Annotated in this window: 16 protein-coding genes and 1 pseudogene; 8 read left to right on the top strand and 9 right to left on the bottom strand. The window is 48.8% G+C overall.

The genetic code is table 11. The annotated features are described in order from the left end of the window. Window positions 1-13: 13 nt before the first annotated feature. Complete coding sequence (locus tag BMW79_RS15145) at window positions 14-1,762, bottom strand: cellulase family glycosylhydrolase (protein ID WP_089896105.1); 1,749 nt, start codon at window positions 1,760-1,762, stop codon at window positions 14-16. Between the two features lie 182 nt (window positions 1,763-1,944). On the opposite strand from BMW79_RS15145, the gene BMW79_RS15140 reads away from it, so the two are divergent. Together BMW79_RS15140 and BMW79_RS15135 are read left to right on the top strand one after the other, a co-directional pair. Continuing rightward, window positions 1,945-4,803 (top strand): triple tyrosine motif-containing protein, encoded by a 2,859-nt coding sequence (locus BMW79_RS15140; protein ID WP_089896103.1) that lies wholly within the window; start codon window positions 1,945-1,947, stop codon window positions 4,801-4,803. Between the two features lie 91 nt (window positions 4,804-4,894). Next, window positions 4,895-6,133 carry a multidrug effflux MFS transporter gene (locus BMW79_RS15135; protein ID WP_245752499.1) on the top strand — a complete coding sequence of 413 codons (1,239 nt, stop codon included), beginning with the start codon at window positions 4,895-4,897 and terminating at the stop codon, window positions 6,131-6,133. On the opposite strand, the gene BMW79_RS15130 is transcribed toward BMW79_RS15135, so the two are convergent. Further along, complete coding sequence (locus tag BMW79_RS15130; RefSeq protein WP_089896100.1) at window positions 6,130-6,855, bottom strand: SDR family oxidoreductase; 726 nt, start codon at window positions 6,853-6,855, stop codon at window positions 6,130-6,132. The two genes, BMW79_RS15135 and BMW79_RS15130, sit on opposite strands and share 4 nt — an antisense overlap. Window positions 6,856-6,925: 70 nt before the next feature. Then, entirely contained in the window at window positions 6,926-7,498 is a 573-nt protein-coding gene (locus BMW79_RS15125) for a Crp/Fnr family transcriptional regulator (RefSeq protein WP_089896098.1), read from the bottom strand. A gap of 137 nt (window positions 7,499-7,635) precedes the next feature. Between BMW79_RS15125 and BMW79_RS15120 the strand changes: the two genes are divergently transcribed. Beyond that, on the top strand, window positions 7,636-7,980 hold the full coding sequence (locus BMW79_RS15120; protein ID WP_089896096.1) for a TfoX/Sxy family protein: 345 nt from the start codon (window positions 7,636-7,638) through the stop codon (window positions 7,978-7,980). A gap of 118 nt (window positions 7,981-8,098) precedes the next feature. Continuing rightward, complete coding sequence (locus BMW79_RS15115) at window positions 8,099-9,331, top strand: cation:proton antiporter (protein WP_089896094.1); 1,233 nt, start codon at window positions 8,099-8,101, stop codon at window positions 9,329-9,331. A gap of 37 nt (window positions 9,332-9,368) precedes the next feature. On the opposite strand, the gene BMW79_RS15110 is transcribed toward BMW79_RS15115, so the two are convergent. After that, window positions 9,369-11,516 carry a glycoside hydrolase family 3 N-terminal domain-containing protein gene (locus BMW79_RS15110; protein ID WP_089896092.1) on the bottom strand — a complete coding sequence of 716 codons (2,148 nt, stop codon included), beginning with the start codon at window positions 11,514-11,516 and terminating at the stop codon, window positions 9,369-9,371. A gap of 131 nt (window positions 11,517-11,647) precedes the next feature. On the opposite strand from BMW79_RS15110, the gene BMW79_RS15105 reads away from it, so the two are divergent. Further along, window positions 11,648-12,766, top strand: a complete 1,119-nt coding sequence (locus BMW79_RS15105; protein ID WP_089896088.1) for an aminotransferase class V-fold PLP-dependent enzyme — start codon at window positions 11,648-11,650, stop codon at window positions 12,764-12,766. Between the two features lie 27 nt (window positions 12,767-12,793). Here BMW79_RS15105 and BMW79_RS34390 read toward each other — a convergent pair whose 3' ends face one another. The 3 genes and pseudogenes from BMW79_RS34390 to BMW79_RS15095 all read right to left on the bottom strand — a co-directional run bounded on the left by BMW79_RS34390 (window position 12,794) and on the right by BMW79_RS15095 (window position 16,360). Then, a complete protein-coding gene (locus BMW79_RS34390; protein WP_407641631.1) occupies window positions 12,794-13,174 on the bottom strand; it encodes a hypothetical protein in 381 nt (126 codons plus the stop codon). Next, window positions 13,175-15,229, bottom strand: a pseudogene (locus tag BMW79_RS15100) (glycoside hydrolase family 2 TIM barrel-domain containing protein); the annotation flags it as partial. A 297-nt stretch (window positions 15,230-15,526) separates the two neighbouring features. Further along, window positions 15,527-16,360 carry an aldo/keto reductase gene (locus BMW79_RS15095; RefSeq protein WP_089896083.1) on the bottom strand — a complete coding sequence of 278 codons (834 nt, stop codon included), beginning with the start codon at window positions 16,358-16,360 and terminating at the stop codon, window positions 15,527-15,529. Window positions 16,361-17,011: 651 nt separating this feature from the next. Here BMW79_RS15095 and fusA point away from each other — a divergent pair. Next, entirely contained in the window at window positions 17,012-19,087 is a 2,076-nt protein-coding gene (fusA, locus tag BMW79_RS15090) for an elongation factor G (RefSeq protein ID WP_089896081.1), read from the top strand. A gap of 175 nt (window positions 19,088-19,262) precedes the next feature. On the opposite strand, the gene BMW79_RS15085 is transcribed toward fusA, so the two are convergent. Further along, window positions 19,263-19,862, bottom strand: coding sequence for a nuclear transport factor 2 family protein (locus tag BMW79_RS15085; protein ID WP_089896079.1), 600 nt, complete (start codon window positions 19,860-19,862; stop codon window positions 19,263-19,265). Between the two features lie 67 nt (window positions 19,863-19,929). Beyond that, entirely contained in the window at window positions 19,930-20,967 is a 1,038-nt protein-coding gene (dusB, locus tag BMW79_RS15080; RefSeq protein ID WP_089896077.1) for a tRNA dihydrouridine synthase DusB, read from the bottom strand. A 153-nt stretch (window positions 20,968-21,120) separates the two neighbouring features. Between dusB and BMW79_RS15075 the strand changes: the two genes are divergently transcribed. After that, window positions 21,121-22,509, top strand: a complete 1,389-nt coding sequence (locus tag BMW79_RS15075; protein ID WP_089896075.1) for a mercuric reductase — start codon at window positions 21,121-21,123, stop codon at window positions 22,507-22,509. 34 nt (window positions 22,510-22,543) lie between these two features. Continuing rightward, a complete protein-coding gene (locus BMW79_RS15070) occupies window positions 22,544-23,485 on the top strand; it encodes an ABC transporter ATP-binding protein (RefSeq protein ID WP_089896072.1) in 942 nt (313 codons plus the stop codon). Window positions 23,486-23,487 lie beyond the last annotated feature (2 nt).

The following is a 23,487-nucleotide window of genomic DNA, read 5'->3' as shown; positions in this document are numbered from 1 at the left end:
TTCAAAAAGAGGTTTATTTCCGTTCAAAAGCTATTTCACTGAACACACATCCCCCCTGCACAAATTCCACCCGGAGCCTGTTTTCTCCTTTGGACAAACGGATGTTTTTCAGGGTGATCACCTGCCATTCCTTATCTCCGGAAGGCACTGCTACATTACCGGCCAGCACTTTTCCATTGCTGCTGATATTCAACCGCGCTCCGGTACTGTCGGTGTCTGCCTTTACTTTTACCTGGAGCGTGTAATTGCCTGCTGCTGCTACCTGGGCGGTATACTGCAGCCACTCTCCGTTTTCAATATGAAATACCACAAATCCATTATCCTCCCGGCGGATGTCTACGCCATCATTGCGATAAGCGTAACCACGGTTACCCTGTGTATTTACACCCGGAGTATAATGATAACTGGCAGTATCCAGGTCGTTGTAGGCAATCCCGTTTCTGCCCAGGTCATAATCTACCGCACGGATCACAGCTTTATCTTTAATAACATGAGGAGTAAAAGGAATGGGCTTATCGGACACCACCTGCCGGAACATCGCATCTGTTACATCTTTATGATAGATATTATTTTCCAGTCTGGTATTGCCCACAAACTCCATTAATGCGCGGTAAGCTTCCGCCGGAGCCGGTGCAGGGCCTTTACCGCTCCAGTAGTCCAGAATAGCCTGGTAGCCTGGTGTTACTTTTATTTCCAGCGGGTTATTGATGCCGATCTTTTTCAGCTGCCACCATGCCCAGCCAATGTCGTTACTTTCCACCATCCGGATAGTATTGGTAAACCAGTTATTGGAATTCTCACCGGATTCGCCGAGCCATAAAGGGAGATTATATTGCTCACGGAGGTCGAGGAAATTACGGATAGATCCGGCATCCGTGAAGTTGCCGTATTTATGAAAACTGATCACCATGTTATCATCCCAGGCGGGCAGGATGCCATGATAATTGTTACCGAAGCCATTGCCTTCTATAATGATGATATGTTTTTTATCGACTTCCCTGATTGCTTTGGTGATGTCTACCATCAGCTTTTTCAGGGGAATATTCTTTGTTTCTTTGGTCCCCCTTTTATCTTCCGGATCTTCGAAGCCCCAGTTGGGTTCATTGATGATATCGTAACCACCTATCCATGGCTCGTTGGCGTAGCGTTCTGCCAGTTTGCGCCATAAGGCAATGGTTTTATCGCGGTTTGCTTCGCTTTCCCAGAGAGATGGCTTTTCGGGATGCCTGTCGGAAATAGGCAGATCGTTCCCCTGTCCACCCGGCGTAGCATGCAGATCAAGGATAAGATACATGTGATGCGCTTTGCACCAGTTTAACAGGGAATCGGTCAGTGCAAACCCTTTCTCCAGCCAGGTATGCTGCCCGGCTACCGGCTCCTGGTCTACCGGCAATGTGTATAGATCGAAGTGCATGGGCAGGCGCACGGAGTTAAATCCCCAGGCCGCCATGGAATCTATATCCAGCTTATTGGTATGACTGGTCAGCCATGCGTCATAGAATTCCTGTGTTTTTTCCGGCCCTATCAGTTCCTGGATCTTTGCCCGGATTTTATATTGCTGCCCGATATTACCCAGGCGGAACATGTATCCCTCCTGCAGCATCCAGCCACCGAGTCCCATTCCGCGCAGGATGACCTTCTCATTTTTCTCATTAACAATAATATGTCCTTTTGTTTTCAGATACCCCTGCCCGTTAGCAGATAATGCGGCCAGGAAAAAAGTGAATGCCAGTACGTGGAATTTTAGCTGGGATAGTTGCATGTAAATGTGTCTTTTGAAGAAATAATAATGGGCGACAAGTTCTGCATTTAATAGCAGAATTTCATTTCCGGGGGTACGTCATTTCTACTTCAACCGGGATTAAACAATTGATTATTAGTCCATCTTGATTACTTCTTACCTACATCAACAAAAAAAAATTACTTTTAGCAAAACGCTTTTCGATGAAGCATTTGCTGTTACTGGCACTTTTATTCCACGGAAAAATATTATTAGCCCAGAATACCATCGGCCTGCCGGCTATCGTCAATTTTACAAAAGCACAGTACCAGGGAAACGGCCAGACCTGGGATATTGACATCGACTCAAAAGGTATCCTGTATTTTGCCAACAATGAAGGACTGCTCACCTTCAATGGTAATTACTGGAAGCTGTATCCTGTGCCCAATAATACCCGGTTACGCGCCGTAAAGGTGGCGCCGGATGGAAAGATCTATGTAGGCGCACAGGACGACTTCGGGTATTATCTGCCCGATGAAAGCGGTATCCTGCGGTACACCTCTCTCAAAAAAAATATCCCGGCCGGACAAACAGAGTTTGCCGACATCTGGAATATTGCGCTGTATGATAACAGTGTGTTTTTCAAAAGCAACAATAAAATATTTGCCTGGCGCGATCAGCAGATGAAAGTATATCCGGCACCGGCAGAATGGAAGATGATGGGCAGCACCGCCCATGGCATCTATGCACAGGACCTGCAACAGGGTTTACTACGACTGGAAAACGGCCGCTGGCAACCTGTTTGCGCAGGTACCAGCGGTAAAGCGATCCTCATCACCGCTTTCCTGGAAGAAAAAAATGATACCCTGCTGGTGGCCACACAAAAGGATGGTCTTTTCCGCATAGCCGGCGGCCGGCTGATACCACTGCCCACTGCCGCAGACCCCATTTTCCGCAGCAGCCGTATCTATTGCGCCATCGCACTGAATAACGGCCAGCTGGCCATCGGCACCTTTTCCAAAGGCTGTTATATGATCAATGCCGCTGATGGTAAAGTGATCCAGCAGTTCAGCATGGACGAAGGCCTGCAGAACAATAATGTACTCCGCTTATTTTCCGATCCCCGGCATAATATCTGGCTGGCGCTGGACAATGGCATCGATCAGCTGCGGTACAATACCGCCATCAAACAGATCCTGCCCGCCCGCCATAATTCACTGACCACCTACGCCGCAAAAGTATTTGACCGGCAACTGTATATCGGCACCTCGGATGGACTGTACCATACGCCACTGGACCCGGTTCCGGATCTCAGCTATTCCAAAGGGGAATTTCAACCCGTGGCCAATACCCGGGGACAGGTATGGAATCTTTCTGATGTAAACGGGCACCTGCTGATGGCGCACCAGGACGGCACCTTCGATATACGTGGCAACCAGGCTACGCCCGTGCTGAAAGACCTGGGCTGCTGGGCTTACCTGCCGCTTTCCAACCAGATCCTCACCGGCTGTTACAACGGACTGGCCAGTATCCGCTACCAGGGCGGCGCCGTTTCCGTTACAAGGCACCTGTCCGGTTTGTATGAATCCCTGCGCTTCCTGGCGGTAGATCAACAGCAACGGATCTGGTCATCACACCCCTATCGCGGCGTATACCTGTTCACGCTGAAAAATGATACCGCCCTTCATTACCGGCTGTTTACCCAAAAAGATGGCCTGCCTGCCACCAATAATAACTATGTATTTCATGTACAGCAACGGATGATGGTAGCTACCATGCAGGGCATCTACGAATTTGACGACGCCACACAACGCTTTATGCCAGCGAAGGGATTGTTTGCACCCTTACAACATCTCGCGGTACAATATCTCTCGGAAGACAGCACCGGTAAAATATGGCTGGTAGCCGACAAAAAGCCCGGTGTACTGGACCCGCATCAAAAAACACTGACCTGGTTCCCGGAACTCACCGGAAAAATTGTGGGCGGATTTGAATTCATTTACCCTTACAACGAAGAGAATATTTTCTTCGGGGGCGACAAAGGCATCTATCATCTCAACTATAAAAAATATGCCCGCCATGATGCCGGGCTATCGGTACTGCTGGGACAAATAAAAGCCACCAGCAAAAAAGATACCCTGCTGTATGGCGGCTATGCCACAGCTGGGCCTCAACAGCCGGTGATCTTACCCCACGCATACAACAGTTTTCATTTTGAATTCACCGCGCCACCAGCCGAACAGGGCCATCACATTACCTACAGCTACCAACTGGGTGGCTTTGATAAACAACCCGGAGAATGGACAGCCAAAACAGAAAAGGAATATACCAACCTGCCTTATGGCGATTATGTTTTCTCCGTAAAGGCAAAAGATAACCTGGGCAATATTTCCGGCGCAGCCACTTACGCGTTTACGATTTTGCCTGCCTGGTACCAGACCTATACGGCCCGCGCAGTGTATGCACTGATACTGGCTGCACTGATCTGGTACCTCTACCGGCGTCAGCGAAAAAAATTCGCTGCGCAGAAAGACCAGCACGAGCAGGAGCAACAACATCTTATTTTCCAGCACCAGCTGGAACTGGAAAGAAATGAAAAACAACTGATACAGTTACTCAACGAAAAGCTGGAATCGGATGTGCAACACAAAAACAAAGAACTGGCCACTGCCACCATGCACCTGGTGCAAAAAGGCAAACTGATCTCCAATATCCGGGAAGAACTGTTGCAGAGCGTGAAAAAAAACAATGACCCGGACGTATTGCCTTCTTTTAAAAAGGTGATGCGCTTATTTGAAGAAGCAGAAAATAATGAAGAAGACTGGGCGCAATTCGCTCAGCATTTTGATGATGTGCATAATAACTTCCTGCGTACGCTTAAAAAGCTGTACCCGGATCTGACGACCACCGATCTGAAGCTTTGTGCTTATCTGCGTATCAATCTTACGACAAAAGAAATAGCACAATCAATGGGTATTTCCGTACGTGGCGTGGAAACCAGCCGCTACCGCCTGCGCAAGAAACTCAATATTGCCGGGGAAACAGGATTATATGATTTCCTGCTGTCTATCACAGCAGGATAAAGGGTGTTTACATTTTGTTCATTTGTACGCCGGAAGATACCGCAGTTTTCTACGTACTTTTGCGATGCATATTTTTAAACGACCCATCACTTTGGCGAACGAACTTTCGAGATCTAAATATTTCTCACTTATTCTGATTTTAGGTACACTTACGGCATTAGGACCTTTTTCGATTGACATGTACCTGCCCGGCTTTCCGGCTATAGGCAAGGATCTTGGCGTAGACCCGACACGGGTGGCGCTTTCCCTTTCCAGTTTTTTTATTGGCATTTCAGCCGGACAGCTGCTGTATGGTCCGCTGCTGGACCGTTTTGGCAGGAAGAAACCGTTGTATATCGGTCTTGTACTGTATGTAATTTCTTCCATCGGCTGTATGTATGTGTCCACCCTCAACAGCCTGATCATCCTGCGTTTTGTGCAGGCCATAGGCAGTTGTGCGGCCGCAGTGGCGTCCGTAGCTATGGTGCGCGATCTGTTTCCGGTAAAGGACAATGCAAAAGTATTCGCCCTGCTGATGCTGGTGGTAGGTACTTCTCCCATGATTGCCCCTACCGCTGGCAGTTATGTGACCAGCGCTTTTAGCTGGCACGCCGTATTCCTGGTATTGGGCATCATCGGCGCGCTGATCCTGCTGGCCACGATCCTTTGGTTGCCCGAAAGTTATAAACCGGATACCAGCATGTCGCTGAAACCCGGTCCGATCATCAGTAATTTCCTGTCGGTGGTAACGGAGCCCCAGTTTTATACTTACACCTTTGCGGGCGCCGTGTCTTTCTCCGGGCTGTTTGCCTATGTATCTGCCTCTCCGCAGGTGTTTATGGATATTTACAAGCTAAGCGATAAGGCATACGGATGGATCTTTGCGGGGTTGTCGATCGGATTGATTGGCTCCAGTCAGGTCAACAGCCTGATGCTGAAACGCTTTACCAGTCAGCAGATAGTGCCGGTAGCATTGGTTTGCCAGACGCTGACGGGACTGGTATTTATTGCCTGCGCCTGGAATAATCTCCTGTCTTTACCCGGTATCATCGTATTGCTGTTTATCTATCTGTGCTGCCTGGGCTTTATCAATCCTAATACCTCGGCCTTGTCGCTGGCGCCTTTCAGCAAAAATGCGGGCAGTGCTTCTTCGCTGATGGGGGCTATCCAGATGGGCTTAGGCTCTCTGGCTTCCACGGTAGTAAGTTTATACAATACGCACACGGCAACCCCAATGGCGGTTACCATGTGCGGTACTTCGTTGCTGGCCCTCTTGATTTTACTGATCTGCCGCCGGCAGATAAAAACTGCGGTGGCTGCTGATCCGTCGGCGGGCGTGATGGCCCATTAAACCAGTACGGCGCCGCCGTCAATAATCACTACCTGTCCGGTGCTGAATCCGTTCTGCATCAGGTACAGGTACGTTTGCGCTATATCTTCCGGTTCGCCTGCACGGCCTACCGGGAGAAGGCCCGCTACCTGCTCATACATCGCTTCCCGGTCGGCTGCCGGCATATTGGCCCACAAATCTGTTTTTACGACTCCCGGAGAAACCGCGTTGACCCTGATAGGGGCCAGTTCTACCGCCATAGCACGGGTAAAACCTTCCATGGCCCCACAGATACAGGCACCCGCTACCCAGCCCTTCTGGGGCCTTTCGCTGGCGATACCGGTGGTGAGTACTACCGACCCGCCGGGCTTTATTTTTCTACTACCGTATTTTACTGCATTCATAGCAGCCAGGAACCGCAGCTGCAGGCCATCCAGCATAGCGGCGTTGGTAACAGTGGCTAATTCGCCGAAGGGGAAAGGACCACCAGCCGTAAATACCAGGTGATCAAAGGCAGTTATGTTTTCGAAGAAATCACGGAGTGCGGCCTCATCCCGCAGGTCCAGTGCAAAACCCTGTGCAGTAGCGGGCAGGGTACTGAGTGCCTGTGTTACTCTTTGCTGGTTACTGGATACAATCACTACGTCGGCTCCCACCCGGGCTGCTGCCTGCGCGGTGGCAAAACCGATACCGGCCGAACCGCCCAGTACCAGTACTTTTTTTCCTGTCAGATCTGTGTTCATCTTGCTTATTTTTATGAACACAAAATTCGACACTGCACAGGAGTACCCATTTACCAAATGGTAAAAAACATCAGGTGTGAAGATTTTTGCGGATACGGCTGAGCGATTGCTGCGTAATACCCAGGAAAGAGGCGATGTCGCTCAAAGGTACACGGGCTACAATATCCGGCTCCTGCTCCAGGAAATGCTGGTAACGCCGGGTAGCATCCAGCCCCATGTAAGCATTCCGTGTATGGATTTTCTCCAGTAAACCCTGTTGTGTAATACTATCTACCAGTGATCTCAGGTAAGGTATTTCTTCGTATAGCCGGAGCAGATAGTCTTTCCGCAAAGCAATCACCATTGCATCGCAGGCGGCTTCCAGGCTATATTGGGAAGGTATTTCCTGTGAAAAACTATCCAGCACAACAGCGCATTTATTTTCCTTCAGGAAGAACATTGTGATATCCTCCCCTTCCGGTGTACGCTTTACCAGCCGTAATATTCCGTCGCAAATAAAGTACAGCTCCCGGGCAATTTTACCCTCCCGCAATAACACTGCTCCCTCTTTAACGGGAGAAACGGACAAGCCGGCAGACAACAGCTGCCAGTCTTCCGCTGGCACCGGATGAAACGACTCCAGAAAATGACGGAACGCCTCCATAACTTTTTAAATTATACTGCAATGATATTACAATTAAAGCTTTTTAAGAATATCTATGCTGCTCCGGGAAGCCATGCAAAAAATATACGGACAATAAATGAAATCGTATCTTTAACATCTCCCAAAAAATATTTCCGATGGCATATAATGAAAAACTCGCCGATCGTGTCCGTGAAATTCTTTCCGCTGCTACAGACGCCATCACCGAAAAAAAAATGTTCGGTGGCCTTTGCTTTATGGTACACGATAAAATGTGTGTAGGGGTCCGTCCAGATAAAATCATGGTACGTATTGATCCCGACAAATCCGAAGAGATACTGGAATCAGCCACCGGAGCGGAACCGATGGTACATGGCGGCAGGCTGATGAAAGGATTTATTTATATCGATGAAGCCGAACTGCATACTAAAAAACAACTACAGCACTGGATTAAAATGGCATTAGATTTCAACGCAATAGCGAAGCCCTCCAAAAAAAAATAATCTCATAATGCTCATCAGACGATGATTTGCCGCATTTTTTTCTATCTTTAAAGCCCCCTGAAATAACTGTAGCACAATTTAGGAATCTGATTTTTTAACCGGCATTATTCGATTACTTATGAACACTTTTACGCTGATTACGGCTTTAATTACCATTAGTGCATTAATCTCTTACATCAATAACCGATTTATCAAACTGCCCGGAACCATAGGCGTGATCGTGGTTTCATTGATTTTATCGTTATTAATTTCCCTGACCGGCAAAATATTTCCGGACGCATTCACCTTTATCAAAGACGTCACCAATGGTATCGATTTTACAGGCACCCTGCTCGATATCATGTTAGGCTTCCTGCTCTTTGCCAGCGCCCTTCATTTTGATTTCAATAAACTGAAAGCACAACGATATCCCGTACTGGTACTGAGTACCGTGGGGGTAATAGGCTCTACTTTTATATTTGGATTCCTCCTGTACTGGGCTACGGAGCTGATGAATATTGATATCCCCCTGGTGTATTGCCTCCTGTTCGGGGCACTGATTTCACCCACCGATCCGGTGGCTGTGCTCTCCATCCTGAAAAAATCAAAAGTCCCACCTGCCCTTGAAACTATTATTGGTGGTGAGTCTTTACTCAACGATGGTACCGGTATCCTGTTGTTCGTGATCCTGAAAGAAGTAGCAGGACAAGCAGACACGCACGTTTCCCTTTCACATGCGGTGGCCCTGTTTTCACAGGAAGTATTCGGTGGCATCCTGCTGGGCGTAGTATCCGCCATCGTGGCCTATCGTACCATGAAACGGGTCGACGACTTCAACATTATTGTTATGGTGTCGCTGTCTATGGTGATGGTCATTTCTGTAGTGGGCGCCATGCTGCACGTATCTATTCCACTGGCGGCCGTTTCTGCAGGTCTGATCCTTGGCAATACGTCTCTGGGTACTAAGAATGCGGAAGAGATACAACACTATTTCCATAACATCTGGAGCCTGATAGATGAACTATTGAATACCATCCTTTTTGTGATGATAGGATTACAGATCGTACTGATGCCATTTTTAAAGAATTACTGGTTCACCGGTCTGGTAGCCACCATCTTTGTACTGGTAGCACGCGCATTGAGTATTACCATTCCTGCGGTGGTATTAAGACGTTCACTGAAAACAGATTATAAAAGCATCACCATCCTGGTATGGGCGGGATTACGCGGGGGCATCTCTGTTGCACTGGCCTTGTCTTTACCGGATTCGGACTATAAAGAAATCATTCTTTCGGCGAGTTACTTCGTGGTGCTGTTCTCTATCATTGTACAGGGGCTCACACTAAAGAAAGTAGTGGATCGTATGGTATAGTATTTTACGGAGGAGGAAAACCCTCCTCCGTATTTTTTTATTTTATGCGAAAATCCTGCGACAGCAGGAAGTTGTCGGAACTCCCGCCGATATTGATCTTATAAACACCTTTGTATAATTTCCAGGTGTGCTGTTGCAGGTCCCACTTCTGTAACTCTGTCACAGGAATCTCCAGCTGTACAGCAGATGCCTGCCCTTTCACGGTTTGAACGCGGGCAAACGCTTTCAATTCTTTTACAGGCATACGTTCCATATCCGGGTAAGTGATATAGGCCTGCACTACTTCATCTCCATCAAACGCACCGGCATTTTTCACGTCAACGGATACACGAATAGTATCTTTACTACGATATTCCTTTACAGGGGCCGTATGCCAGGTATAATCAAATTTCGTATAACTGAGACCGTAGCCAAAAGGATAATCTACTTTCCCTTTGAAATAACGATAGGTGCGGTTCTTCATGCTATAATCCTTGTAGTCCGGCAGGTCCTGCAGGGATTGATAAAAAGTAACCGGCAGTCGCCCTGCGGGCGAATATTTTCCGAAGATGATATCCGCGAGGGCATTGCCACCCTGTTCACCCGGGTACCAGGCCAGGATCACCGCATCTGCGTAGGGAGCGATAGCGGCTACGTCTACAGCGCTTCCGGCGGTAATCACTGCGATAATGGGCTTCTTATGTGCTTCACGCAGCTTCTTCATAAACAGGATCTGGGAACGGGGCAGGCTCAACGTATTTTTATCGCCACCGGAGGGCGACAGGAAAGCGTCTCCCTCTTCTCCTTCCAGCAAAGGTGTTAAACCAATCACTGCTACCGTTACATCACAGTTTTGTGAAGCCCAGATACCGCCAAAATGCAGCGTGTCTGTAAAATCGCATCCCTGGTCGTATTGCATGGCCATTCCCGGGCCGGCAGCTTTAGCCAGACCGGCGGTAAACGTCACCATATCACCGGAAACGCCATGATAGTTGCCCATCAGCGCTTCAATGGAAGCGGAATTGGAGCCGGTTACCAGCATCGACGCGTATTTATCTGCCTGTAAAGGCAGTATGCCATCGTTTTTCAGTAATACCATACTCTCCCGGGCCGCTTCGCGGGCCAGCCGGGCATGATATCCATTATTGACGCTATCGGCGCCATAGCCACCGTAGGGGCTTGCCGCAGGGGTATCGAATAAGCCCAGCCGGATGCGGGTACGCAGCGTGGCGCTGAGTGCACTGTCCACGTTGGCAGCGGTCAGCCAGCCCTTGTCTATCGCCTTCATCACATCGTCTTGCAGGATATTGGCGCAATCGAGGTTTACGCCGGCCTTCACGGCCGCCGCAGCCACTTCTTCGCGGGTAGGAATCGCTTTATGCCGCAGCCAGATATCATCCAGCGCCCAGCAGTCGGTCACTACCTGGCCGCCAAACTTCCATTCATGCCGCAGGATGTCCTGCAACAGGGTATTGCCGGTGCAACAAGGCTCACTGTTCACCCGGTTGTAAGCACACATAATCGATTCCACCTTACCGTCCACCAGTTTTTTAAACGCATAGAGATAGGTTTCCCGCAGGTCCTTTTCATCGATGATCGCATTGAAGCTGTGCCGATCGGCCTCCGGTCCGCTGTGTACCGCAAAATGCTTTGCGCAGGCCGCTGTTTTCAGCATACCCGGTACAGTCCCCTGCAAACCCTGCACAAAAGCCCCTGCCATGGTAGCCGTCAGGTAAGGATCTTCCCCATAGGTTTCCTGCCCGCGCCCCCAACGGGGATCCCGGAAGATATTGATATTCGGGGTCCAGAAATTCAGTCCCAGGTATTGCACATGACGATGCTGTTGTATCGCCAGGTTATACTTGGCCCGCGCCTCAGTGGAAATGGTATTGGCCACTTCTTTCGCGAGCGGGGCATTAAAAGTGGCCGACAGGCCAATGGCCTGCGGATAAACTGTTGCCTCGCCGCCCCTGGCAATGCCATGCAAGGCTTCATTCCACCAGTTATAAGCGGGTATCTGCAAACGCTCTATGGCCGGGCTGTTATATCCCAGCAATGAAATTTTCTCCTGCAGGGTAAGTGTATGCAACAGGTCATTGACCCGTTCATTCAGTGGCGCGCCGGTAGTTCTGAAAAGCGGGGGTTGCTGCGCTGATGACTGAAAAACAGCCAGCAAAGCCATCAAAAAAAAAGGTATCCTTCTCATGCTAAAACCTCAGTTTTGCGGTAATAAAATCTGCTCTTCCCGCAAGTTATCTCATAAACAACAGAATCTTCTGCCCATATCCCACAATGATTTATTTTTGTTTATTATCGTACAGCAATTAATAAAATAGTATGAATACATGGGACAGGGTTCGGGCCGACTATCCGGTATTTGACACCGGCACTTATTTTTTCACAAATGGAGGCGGCCCTGTAGGTACGCCGCTTGTAAAAAAAGCCACTGCTCTTTTTACGGAACTCAGCGAAAAAGGACGAGGCGTATTACCGGCGTGGGACAACCAGGCAAATGACGTAAGAAGCCTGCTGGCAGGGATGATCCGCGCGCAGGCCAGCGAAATTGCTTTCATCACCAACACAGCGCAGGGAATGTCTCTGTTATATGGAATGTTTCCCGCCAGCTATGAAATCATCACCATGAGAGATGAATTTCCCACCAGCTTTGTGGGCTGGATGCATAGCGGTCATACCGTACACCTGGTAGACAGTCATGCAGGGGAAATCAGCATAGCAGATATTGAAGCAAAGATTACCCCGGCCACCCGGATACTGATCACCAGTCACGTGATGTTCAGAACCGGCTTCCGGCAAAACCTGCAGGCTATTGGTGAATTATGTAAAGCACACGGATTAATTCATGTAGTGGACGCTACGCAATCTTTTGGTGTAACTGATATTGACGTACAGGCCTGCCATATCGATATACTTATTTTCCATGGCTATAAATGGGTGACCTCCGGTTACGGCAGCGGGGCCATGTATGTATCGCAGCGTATCCTGGATCAATACCCTCCCCAGGTGATCAGCTGGTGCAGCGTGGATTATGAAAGTGCAGATTTCCAGAGCGTAAACGACTATACCCGCTTCACACCGAAAAAAGATGCCAGGGTGCTGGAACCAGGTACACTACCGTACATGAATATACTATTATTGGGAGAAGCCCTGCAATATCTGCAACGTATAGGCATTCCCGATATATCCGCATATGTACAGCAACTGATCGCCTACCTGCACGAACAGGCCGCCGCCAATCATATCCGCCTCCTCACCAGCTATGCACCGGATCATCGTTCTGCAATACAGGTAATGGAAGTTACCCCGGAACAGTACAAAAAAGTGGAACAAAAAAATATCCAGGCAAGATATAAAAACGGAAAACTCACGATAGCACTTAATTTTTATAACAACCGCGCCGATATTGATTTATTGTTTTCCGCACTGCGCGAAGGGTAAAAGCAGACGCAGGTTATCCGTTTGTATTTATTTCATGCGGATGCTGATGTTACTTTCAGGGAGATGAGTAGCAGTAGCTTTCAACGTTGCCTCACCCGCCTTCCCCGTGGGACGCAGCACAATCAGGCAACTCCCCTGGTAAGTAGTACAATTCGGTTGTGTAAAGCTCCGCATCTCCTTCGGATTGGCATTGCCGGTGGCCATCAGGTCGATGTTGCCGCTTACTGTAAAATTCAGTGTTACCGGATCTGTAATAAGTACACCTTTTTCATCTGTTACTTCTGCCCGGATGTAGGCCAGATCATCACGCTGCGCCCGGATACTTTCCCGGTCGGCCGTTAAGCGGATCCGGGCCGGCTTTCCTGCAGTTTGAAGTATAGTGGAATCCTTTCTCACACCATCTTCCATCGCTATTACTTTCAACACACCGGGCTGATAAGGTACCTTGAAACTGGCAGTGAGCCGGGTTTCCGGAGAAGAGCTTTTTTCTCCGATAAGCTGTCCGTTCAGTTCAAGTCTTACTACCGGGTAACGGGAATACACGTTTACATCCAGCAGCGTGCCTTCCTGCCCCGGCCAGCTCCAGCTCTGCCTTTCATCGGGCCAGCCCCATTTGCTCACCACTTCCGTCAGTCCTTTGGGAATCGGGGCATGTACTGCCATGGCTATTTTGCTGCGGTTCCAGATCACATCCCTGTAATAGGCCTGCGGCTTCTTTCCTCCAATAAGATCAATATCCCCGCAATTGCCATTAAACCATGGCCACTCCAATGCGCCACCATCTTTTTCGTTATCCATCACAGTATGACCAATGGCGGTTTCTCCGATATAATCCATGGCTGTCCACACAAAATCGCCCGTTATCCAGGGATATTGTTCCACCGCCTGCCAGTTGTCGAACCGCTGCAAGGGAAAGGACTCCGTGCCCACCACCACGCGGGTGGGATATTTCTCATGGTCGCTCTTATAGGTTTTCAACTGGTAATTATAGCCTGCCACATCCAGTATATCAAAGGCTGCAGCAGTTTCATCCCAATGCCGCTGCCCCTCCGGGAAATCGCTGAAATCACAGATGCCCGCCGTAACAGGCCGGGTGGTGTCCCACTTTCTGACTTCCTCCCGCAGCTGACGGGTGAGTAGCAACCCTGATGAATCGGCCCGCTCATTGATCTCATTACCGATGCTCCAGAGTAAAACCGAAGGATGATTGCGATCCCGTAGTACAACAGACCGGAGATCCTTTTGCCAGTGGTCATTAAAATACAAATGATAATCCTGTGCATTCTTTGGCCGCTGCCACATATCAAATGCTTCATTGATCACCAGCAGGCCGAGACTGTCGCAGGCATCCAGGAAGGCCGCTGAGGGGGGATTATGACTGGTACGCACGGCATTGAACCCGTTAGCCTTCAGCAACTCCACCTTCCTGATTTCCGCCCTGTTAATGGCTGCTGCGCCGATAATGCCGTTGTCGTGGTGAACAGAACCTCCTTTCAGCAGCAGGCGCTTCCCGTTCAGCAGGAATCCATTTGCGGCGTCAAAGTGAATGGACCGGATACCAAACCGGGTGATGGTTTCCCCTGTTAGTTTCCCATCACGGTAAATGGCCACCACCGCGCTGTATTGTACCGGACTATCCGGCGACCATAGCCGGGGATTAGCGATGCGGATGCTGCGTTGTATGGCAGTTGTGTCTCCTGCCGGTATGTTGAAAGGAGCTGTTATTTTTTGTAAAAGTTTCCCGTTGGCATCCAGGATACGGATCTCCGCTTTACCGGTAGCCGTTACAGATAAAGCATTGCTAGCGGCAGCGGCTATACTGACCACGGCGGCTTTCGGACTCACCTGTGGCGTGGTTACAAATACGCCCCATTGCGGCAGACGTACCGGGTCTGTTACATGGAGCCACGCATTACGGTAAATACCGGAACCGGTGTACCACCGGCTGTTGCGACCCTCATTTTTCACCTGTACCGCCAATACATTGGGTACACCGGCGGGATTCAGGTAAGGCGTAAGGTCGTAATATACCGGCGTGTAACCGTAAGGGTGATTACCGAGATGATGTCCATTGATCCAAAGATCGCTGTTCATATAAATACCATCAAAAAGTACCGATACTAACTTGCCTTTATCGCCCTCCGGAAGCACGAATGTTTTCCGGTACCAGGCATGTCCGCCTACCGTATACCCGGTAGACGTGCCACCCATGCTCCTACGGTGAAAAGGACCTGTCACATCATGATCCGACTGATCAGGCAAATCTGCAATGCTCCAGTCGTGCGGTATATCCAGCATCTTCCAGTTCCGGTCATCAAACCCCGGCAGTTCCGCATCTTTCACATCTCCCATAGCGAACCGCCAGTCGTGATTGAAGCCACGGCGCTCTGATGAAACAGATTGTGCGATTGCAGATAAGGTAAAAAAGCATATAACTGTTATCAATACATAATACCTGGCCATACGTTGCATAAAGTTTAAGTGAGGTCAGTAACCCTCCATTTGTATCGTGGTGGAATTCTTATTTGCATACCGTAACCATACGTTCGTGGAATCAGGCAAGGGTGCGCAGGTGATAAATATATTGTTTTTGCGGAATAGTGCAGGGAAAAATTATCTCCCGAAAGGGGTTTTAATAATAAATGTCAGTATGACATCATGTAATATTTTAAAGGGTATTACATAGTATACAATAGGATTAACGCAAAACGGTGGCTTCAAAAATTGCTTTTGAAACCACCGTTATATTTTTTTATTCTCCTAGAAGTCGAAATTATCAGGATCAGGTCCTACCCGTTCTCCGCGATCCAGTGCATCAATTTTCTGCACATCCTCTTTGCTGATCTCGAAATTGAACAGCTGTGCGTTGGAAATAACGCGATCCTGCTTAATGCTTTTGGGAATGGTCACCACTTCTTTCTGCAGATCCCATCTCAGTACCAGCTGTGCTACAGATACGTTGTACTTCGCTGCCAGTTCTTTCAGTAATGGCACGTCGAACGCCTTGCCCTGCATCAGCGGGCTCCAGGCTTCGTACTGCACGTTGTTCTGCCGGCAGAAGTCCAGCAGCGGCTGTTGTACGAGGTAAGGATGGAATTCCAGCTGATCTACCATCGGAATCACATTGGCCGACTGGAACAGGTCTTCCAGGTGATGTTGCAGGAAATTGCTGACACCAATAGCTTTTACACGGCCATCTGCATACAGTTTTTCCAGTGCGCGCCAGGTTTCCTTGTATTTACCTTTTACCGGCCAGTGAATCAGGTAGAGATCCAGGTAATCGGTTTTCAGTTTTGCCAGGGAAGTATCAAACGCTTTCAGCGTGCTGTCGTAGCCCTGATCGGCATTCCATACTTTCGTGGTCAGGAAGATATCCTTCCTGGCAGTGGCATTCTTTTCGATGGCGATACCCACACCTTCTTCATTGCCGTAGATAGCAGCGGTATCTATATGACGGTAACCGGCATCCAGTGCGTAGGTAACGGAGTCTATCACTTCCTGTCCTTCTTTTGTTTTAAAAACGCCTAATCCGAAGTAAGGCATCTGTACACCATTGGCGAGTTGTACGGTACCGTTAATGTCTGTGATATTCATATCATTGAGGTTTTTATTTTATTGTTTGAAACGCCGGCGGAGCAGCTTTGTTCAACCGGTCGTATAATAATATGCAAGGAAGGTCATCCCTATACTACACCTTCCGCTTCATTTGCGAGAAGCAAAATTACGACGGAACCAACCGGCGGTTCTGGTAAATATTATAGATTTTTTTGTACAAATAAGAGAAAAAGGACCTGTTGTATCCTTCCGTACGAATTAGATTTTTTAATATAAAAGCACTATCTTTGCGTTGCAAATTTCAAAACAAATGAAAAAGTATCTCACATATGCCGCATGCAGTCACGCAGCTACCGTTATCAGAGCGGTAATTGCAAGTACACGCATCGTCTTAATTCAAGACGGGGAGGCAAATCCATCCCGGATATGAGAGGTTATATATAACTCCTGAATTCTTTTCAAGGGGCCTCTTCATCCGAAGAGGCCTTTTTATTTGCTTCCCCCACCATCCCCGGAATTTATCAGTAAACAACATTTATCAGTATGAACACCAACAGGAAATTTATTATTAAAGCATTGTTCTTTACACGGCTGGTCCGGTAATGCAGGCATCCTGTTGCTTCAAGCGAAAGGCCTCTCATTACCAGATGAGTGGCCTTTTTTAATTCCCCTTTTTAAATAGCAATATATATGAAACGCTTAGCGGATTTTAGAAATATAGGTATCATGGCTCATGTCGATGCAGGTAAAACCACGCTCACAGAACGCATGCTTTACTTCACCGGGTTTACACATAAGCTGGGTAATGTAGATGAAGGCAATACTGTGATGGACAGCGATCCACAGGAAGAAAAAAGAGGTATCACCATTTCCTCTGCAGCGATTACCACGTACTGGAAACACCAGGATCATGCCTGGCAGATCAATATTATTGATACACCCGGTCACGTTGATTTCACCGCAGAAGTAGAACGCTCCCTGCGTGTGCTGGACAGCGCCATAGCGGTATTTTGCGCCCGCTCCGGTGTACAGCCACAGTCAGAAACGGTATGGCATCAGGCGAATCATTACCAGATCCCGCGCATGGCGTTTATCAACAAAATGGACAGGCAGGGTGCGGATTTCCGCCGGGTAGTGCAGGAAATACGTGAACGGCTGAACGCTAATGCGTTGCCCATCCAATTGCCCATTGGTGCGGAAGATGATTTTACCGGTGTAATAGATCTCATCACCATGAAAGCACTGGTATGGAATACGGCAGACGGTAAAACCTATGATACTACAGACATTCCAACAGCATTACTGAAGGAAGCACTGGAAGCCCGTCGTTACTTATTGGAAGAACTCTCCCTCCTGGATGAGTCCCTGTTGAATAAGTATACGACATCACCGGACAGTATCACGGCATCGGATATACGCAGTGCCTTAAGAGGCGCTACTATCCGCATGGAAGCGGTACCTGTGCTGACTGGCTCCGCGTACAAAAATAAAGGGATACAACCCTTGCTGGATGCGGTGGCCGACTATCTCCCTGCGCCTTCGGATATTGGCGATATCAAAGCCGTTGATCCGGAAACGGAAGCAACGATGATGATTCCTGCCAATGAAAGCGCACCACTGGCTGCACTGGCCTTTAAGATCATCACAGATGACTACGTAGGCAGGTTAACGTTAGTACGTGTATACGCAGGCGTTTTACGCAGTGGCGATACGCTCCGCAACAGCCGTACCGGCCGTAAAGTGAGGATCAGCCGTTTAATGCGCATCATGTCCGATAAGTATGAAACCGTGGAAGAAATCGGTGCCGGTGATATCGGTGCTGTAGTAGGATTAAAAGAGGTGAAAACGGGCGATTCCCTTTCTCATCCGGATCACCCGGTGTTGCTGGAAAAAATCAGCTTCCCGGAACCGATGATAGGATACGCCATAGAGGCAAAATCTGCCAAAGACAACGACAAACTCGGTGATGCACTGGGCAGATTACTCGAAGAAGATCCTACCCTCAGTGTGGCCGTAGATAACGCTACCGGCCAAACGATCCTGAAAGGAATGGGTGAACTTCACCTGGAAGTGGTGCTGGAAAAGCTGGCTACCCAATATCACCTGGAAATCAACAAAGGACAACCGCAGATTGCGTATAAGGAAATCTTTACCAAAGCCGTTACCCATCACGAAGTGTATAAAAAGCAAAATGGTGGCTCCGGTAACTTTGCGGACATCCACTTTGAATTATCTCCGGGCGATGAACAGGCCAACGGACTTGAATTCATTAACGAAATCAAAGGCGGTGCGATTCCAAAAGAATTCATCCCTGCGATCAGTAAAGGCTTTGAGTCGGCCATGCACAATGGCGCCCTGGCGGGTTATCCCGTGAAGTCGATGCGGGTAAGATTGCTGGATGGATCTATCCACAGCAATGATTCACATGCACTCGACTTTGAACACGCCGCCATCATCGGTTTCAAAAATGTGGCCGCCAAAGCAGCGCCCCGTTTGCTGGAACCCTGGATGAAAGTAACCGTTACCCTGCCGGAAGAGTTTACCGGCACCTTAACCGGCGATCTGAACAGGCGTCGTGGGGTGATTAAACAGATGGAGATGGATGGCGTCGTGCAAACCATCACAGCCATGGTGCCCTTGTCCGAGTTATTCGGTTACATCACGGTATTACGCACCCTGTCGTCCGGAAGAGCATCTGCTTCGCTGACGTTCGACCAGTACCAGGCAGTGCCTGAAAGCATCTCCCATGGTGTACTCACAAAATAGAACTAAACAGGCCGCCCGGTGAGGCGGCCTGTTTTATAGTACCATTGGCTTATTTCTAAGTGCCTAGCCCTAGTTAAGCCCTATATAAAATATAATTCGGCGCCTTATAACCCGTAACTATAAAATAGCTGTTATCTAAGGTGGAAGCATCTGTTATTTTCCGGTATAAAGCATGTTATCGTAAGATTTCTTCCGCTCCCTGTACGTCCTGGTAAAACTGTTTCACCAGCCTGCTGTCCGGCAGTGAATTCAGTACCGTAATCAACCATTTGCCATCCTTGCGTACCACCTTTCCTTTATAGTATCCCACCTGCATCAACTGGATCTGTCCGTTGGTAAGGTCTGTCCATAAAGTACTGGCATACATGGTTACCCGCACCGTATCGTTTATACCGGGATAAAACTGCATATTGGAAATCAGGTGCCGGGGTTGATAATGGGTATTACGGGTACTCATGAGAAGGGAATCTATTTTGGCGGTCCAGTTGGTCTTCCCTTTCAGCTTTACACCGTCTACTTCTCCACGGATATTGTCGTCCATGAATTCCACACATTTGTGTAGGTCGCCGTTATCAAAGTGTTCACAGAACCCATAGATCACCCGCTCTATCTGTTGTTGATCATGGTATCGTAAATCACGGAGACCGGTACTATCTGGCAAAGCAGCAGCGACCGTGCTGTCTGACACAGGTTTTTCTTTGGAAGCAGTCTGACAGGAAAAAAGCCATAGGGTGCAGGAAACTACCGCAGCGGCAACAGGAAGGTATCTGAGCATTGGTTGAATTTTATGATATAACAAAACAAACGCATAATTAGTTTTATTATATCATAAAATTCTCTGTTTATAACGGACAGTTCTGGTGGTAATCGATGAGTTCAATAGGCGTATTGGCCAGTTCAATGCCTTTGTAATAAGCTTCAATTTCATCCAGCACGGCTTCTACTTCTTCTACCGTTTTCAGGGTAACGAGACGGCTGCGGAATTGTTTGATATCCGGCAGGCCTTTCAGGTAATTGGCATAGCAACCCCGCATTTCGTTGATGCCCTGTACCGGGCCTTTCCACTCTACCGACAGGCGGAGATGTTTCTTACTCACGGCGATACGTTCTTCCAGGGTGGGTCCTGCCATGATTTCGCCGGTTTTTACATAATGCTTGATCTCTCTGAACAGCCAGGGATAGCCAATCACGGCGCGGCCGATCATGATCCCATCCACCCCGTAACGGTTCTTGTATTCCAATGCCTTCTGCGGGCTATTGATATCGCCGTTACCAAAAATAGGAATATGAATGCGCGGATTGTTCTTCACTTTACCAATCAGGTCCCAGTCGGCCTGACCTTTATACATCTGGCTCCTGGTGCGGCCATGGATCGCGAGGGCTTTGATCCCCACATCCTGCAGGCGTTCTGCTACTTCTTCAATGTTTTTGGAGTCTTCATCCCAGCCCAGCCTGGTTTTCACCGTTACCGGCAGCTTCGTTGCCTTTACACAGGCTTCGGTGAGCCTTACCATCAGGTCAAGATCTTTCAGCACACCAGCACCTGCTCCTCTTCCTGCCACCTTTTTTACCGGACAGCCAAAGTTGATGTCGAGCAGATCGGGATTGGTTACATCCACAATTCTAGCTGCCATCGCCAGGCTATCTTCATCGCCACCAAAGATCTGGATGCCCACGGGGCGCTCATATTCGAAAATATCCAGTTTTCTCCGGCATTTGATCGCATCACGGATCAGGCCCTCACTGGAGATAAATTCCGTATACATGAGGTCTGCTCCGGCGTCTTTACACACCGCCCGGAACGGAGGATCACTTACATCCTCCATAGGCGCCAGCAACAAAGGAAAATCAGGAAGCGTTATGTTGTCAATCTTTACCAAAATCAATATTTTTTCGCAGAAGCCGCAAAGATAAAGAATTATTGCGAGAGCAGACCACCACAGTGCCTAAGTCGCGCGCTCCCTTTTATTCATAAAATTTCGTTACTTTTCATTGGTATAATCTTTGGCGCCCGCACCCTAAAAGCTATCCGTATGCAAAATTTTGACGCAATTGTAATCGGCTCCGGCCAGGGTGGAAACCCGCTGGCAAAGAAAATGGAAGAAAAAGGATGGAAAACCGCACTGATTGAACAACGCTTTCTCGGCGGCACCTGCATTAACGATGGCTGCACCCCAACCAAAGCCATGATCGCCTGCGCGAAGGTGGCACATACCGTTTTTCACAGCAAACACTGGGGCGTACACAGTCACAGCATGTTTGTAGATCTCCCTTTTATTGTAGCCCGGAAAAATAATATCGTATCCGAATTCCGTGGCGGCACACAAAAAGGCCTGGCATCAGATAAGGTAACCGTTTTTATGGGCACCGCTTCCTTCACCGGTAATAAAACCATCAAAGTAACCGGGTTCAAAGGAGAGGAAGAAATACTGACGGCGCCGCATATTTTTATCAATACCGGTACCAGTCCGCATATACCATCCATTCCTGGCCTGGAAGAGGTCCCCTATCTCACCTCCACCACCATACTGGACGAAATTACGGTTCCGAAAGAATTACTTATTCTCGGCGGCAGCTATATTGCGCTTGAACTGGGACAAATGTATCAGCGTTTAGGCAGTCACGTTACCGTCATTGAAACCGGTTCCCAGCTTGTATCAAAAGAAGATACAGATGTGGCAGCCGTCATCAAGAAAATGCTGGAATCGGAAGATATGCAGATCCATACCGGCGCACAGGCTACCCGTGTTTACCGCAACGGCAAAAAGATCAGCATCGACATTACTGCCGGCGGCGGCAAAGATACCCTCACAGGCACACACCTGCTGGTAGCCACCGGACGTACGCCGAATACGGCGGCGCTGGACCTGAAAAATACCAGGATACTGACAGATGAAAAAGGATATATCCAGGTAAATGATCAGCTGGAAACAACAGAACCCGGCATCTATGCGCTGGGCGACGTAAAAGGCGGTCCGCAGTTTACCCATATCTCCTACAACGATCACCTGATTATCTATAAAAACCTTTTTGAAAAAGCCAACGTATCTACCCGCAACCGGCAGGTACCGTATTGCATGTTCACTGATCCGCAACTCGGACGCATCGGCATCACAGAAAAAGAAGCGCTGCAGGAAGGCATTCCATTTAAAGTGGCCTGCCTGAGTATGGATAAAGTAGCAAGGGCCATAGAAACCGGGCAAACGAGAGGCTTTATGAAAGCACTCGTGCATGAACACACCAACGCGATACTCGGCGCCGCCATCATCGGCCCCGAAGGCGGAGAAATCATGTCGGTATTGCAAATGGCCATGCTGGGCGGTATCACTGCCACACAGATCCGTGAAATGGTATTTGCGCATCCGCTCTATGCAGAATCATTGAACAACCTATTTATGACCCTGGAAAAGCCCGCTTCATAGTGAGCAAATTTTTCCACAATATGATTGATAACGGATGATTAAACTGGAGCACGTTTCCAAATATTTCGGACCGGAAAAAAAAACGGCAGTAGATGATATTTCCTTTGAAGTAAAGGAAGGTGAAACGCTGGTATTACTCGGCACCAGCGGATGTGGCAAAACCACTACCCTCCGCATGATCAACCGGCTGCTGGAAGCAGACAGCGGACATGTTTACATCAACGGAAAAGAAATACAATCACTGCCACCGGAAATACTCCGGCGCAGCATCGGTTATGTATTGCAGAATACCGGGCTGTTTCCCCATTACACCGTCAGTGAAAACATCGGCCTGGTGCCCTCTCTCCTGCAGTGGGACAAAAACCGCATCCGCGAACGTACCACTACGCTCATGGATAAACTTCGTTTGCCCGCTGCTACCTACGCAGATACTTATCCGCAGCAGCTCAGCGGCGGACAGCAGCAACGGGTAGGACTGGCGCGTGCGCTGGCGGCAGATCCGCCGGTGCTGCTCATGGACGAACCCTTTGGCGCACTGGATCCACTCACGCGCATCAGCGTACGCAGAGAATTCAAAGCCCTGGATGAAATCAGTCACCGCACGATTATTCTTGTTACCCATGATGTAGAAGAAGCATTTGAACTGGGCACCCGGATCTGTCTCATGAATGAAGGAAAGATCCAGCAACTGGGTACTGCGGCCGATCTCCTGTTCCGCCCCGCCAATACATTTGTCAGCTCCTTCCTGGACCCGCAACGGTTGCAACTGGAATTGAAGTCGCTGCATATCCGTGATCTGTGGAACTGGCTGCCGGCAGCAACTTCACCGGTAAGTAAACAACTTACTGCGCAAAGTACCTGCTGGGAGGCATTAGAAGCTATTACAACACAACCGGTGAGTGTGGTATATGAACAGGAACAAAAACTGATCGACGGGAACGGATTGATGGCCGCCATCGCGGCCTATAAAAATTAACA

This window comes from Chitinophaga arvensicola, from assembly GCF_900110835.1.
GTDB classification, from domain to species: Bacteria; Bacteroidota; Bacteroidia; order Chitinophagales; family Chitinophagaceae; genus Chitinophaga; species Chitinophaga arvensicola.
This window is presented reverse-complemented; position numbering and strand designations above follow the sequence as displayed.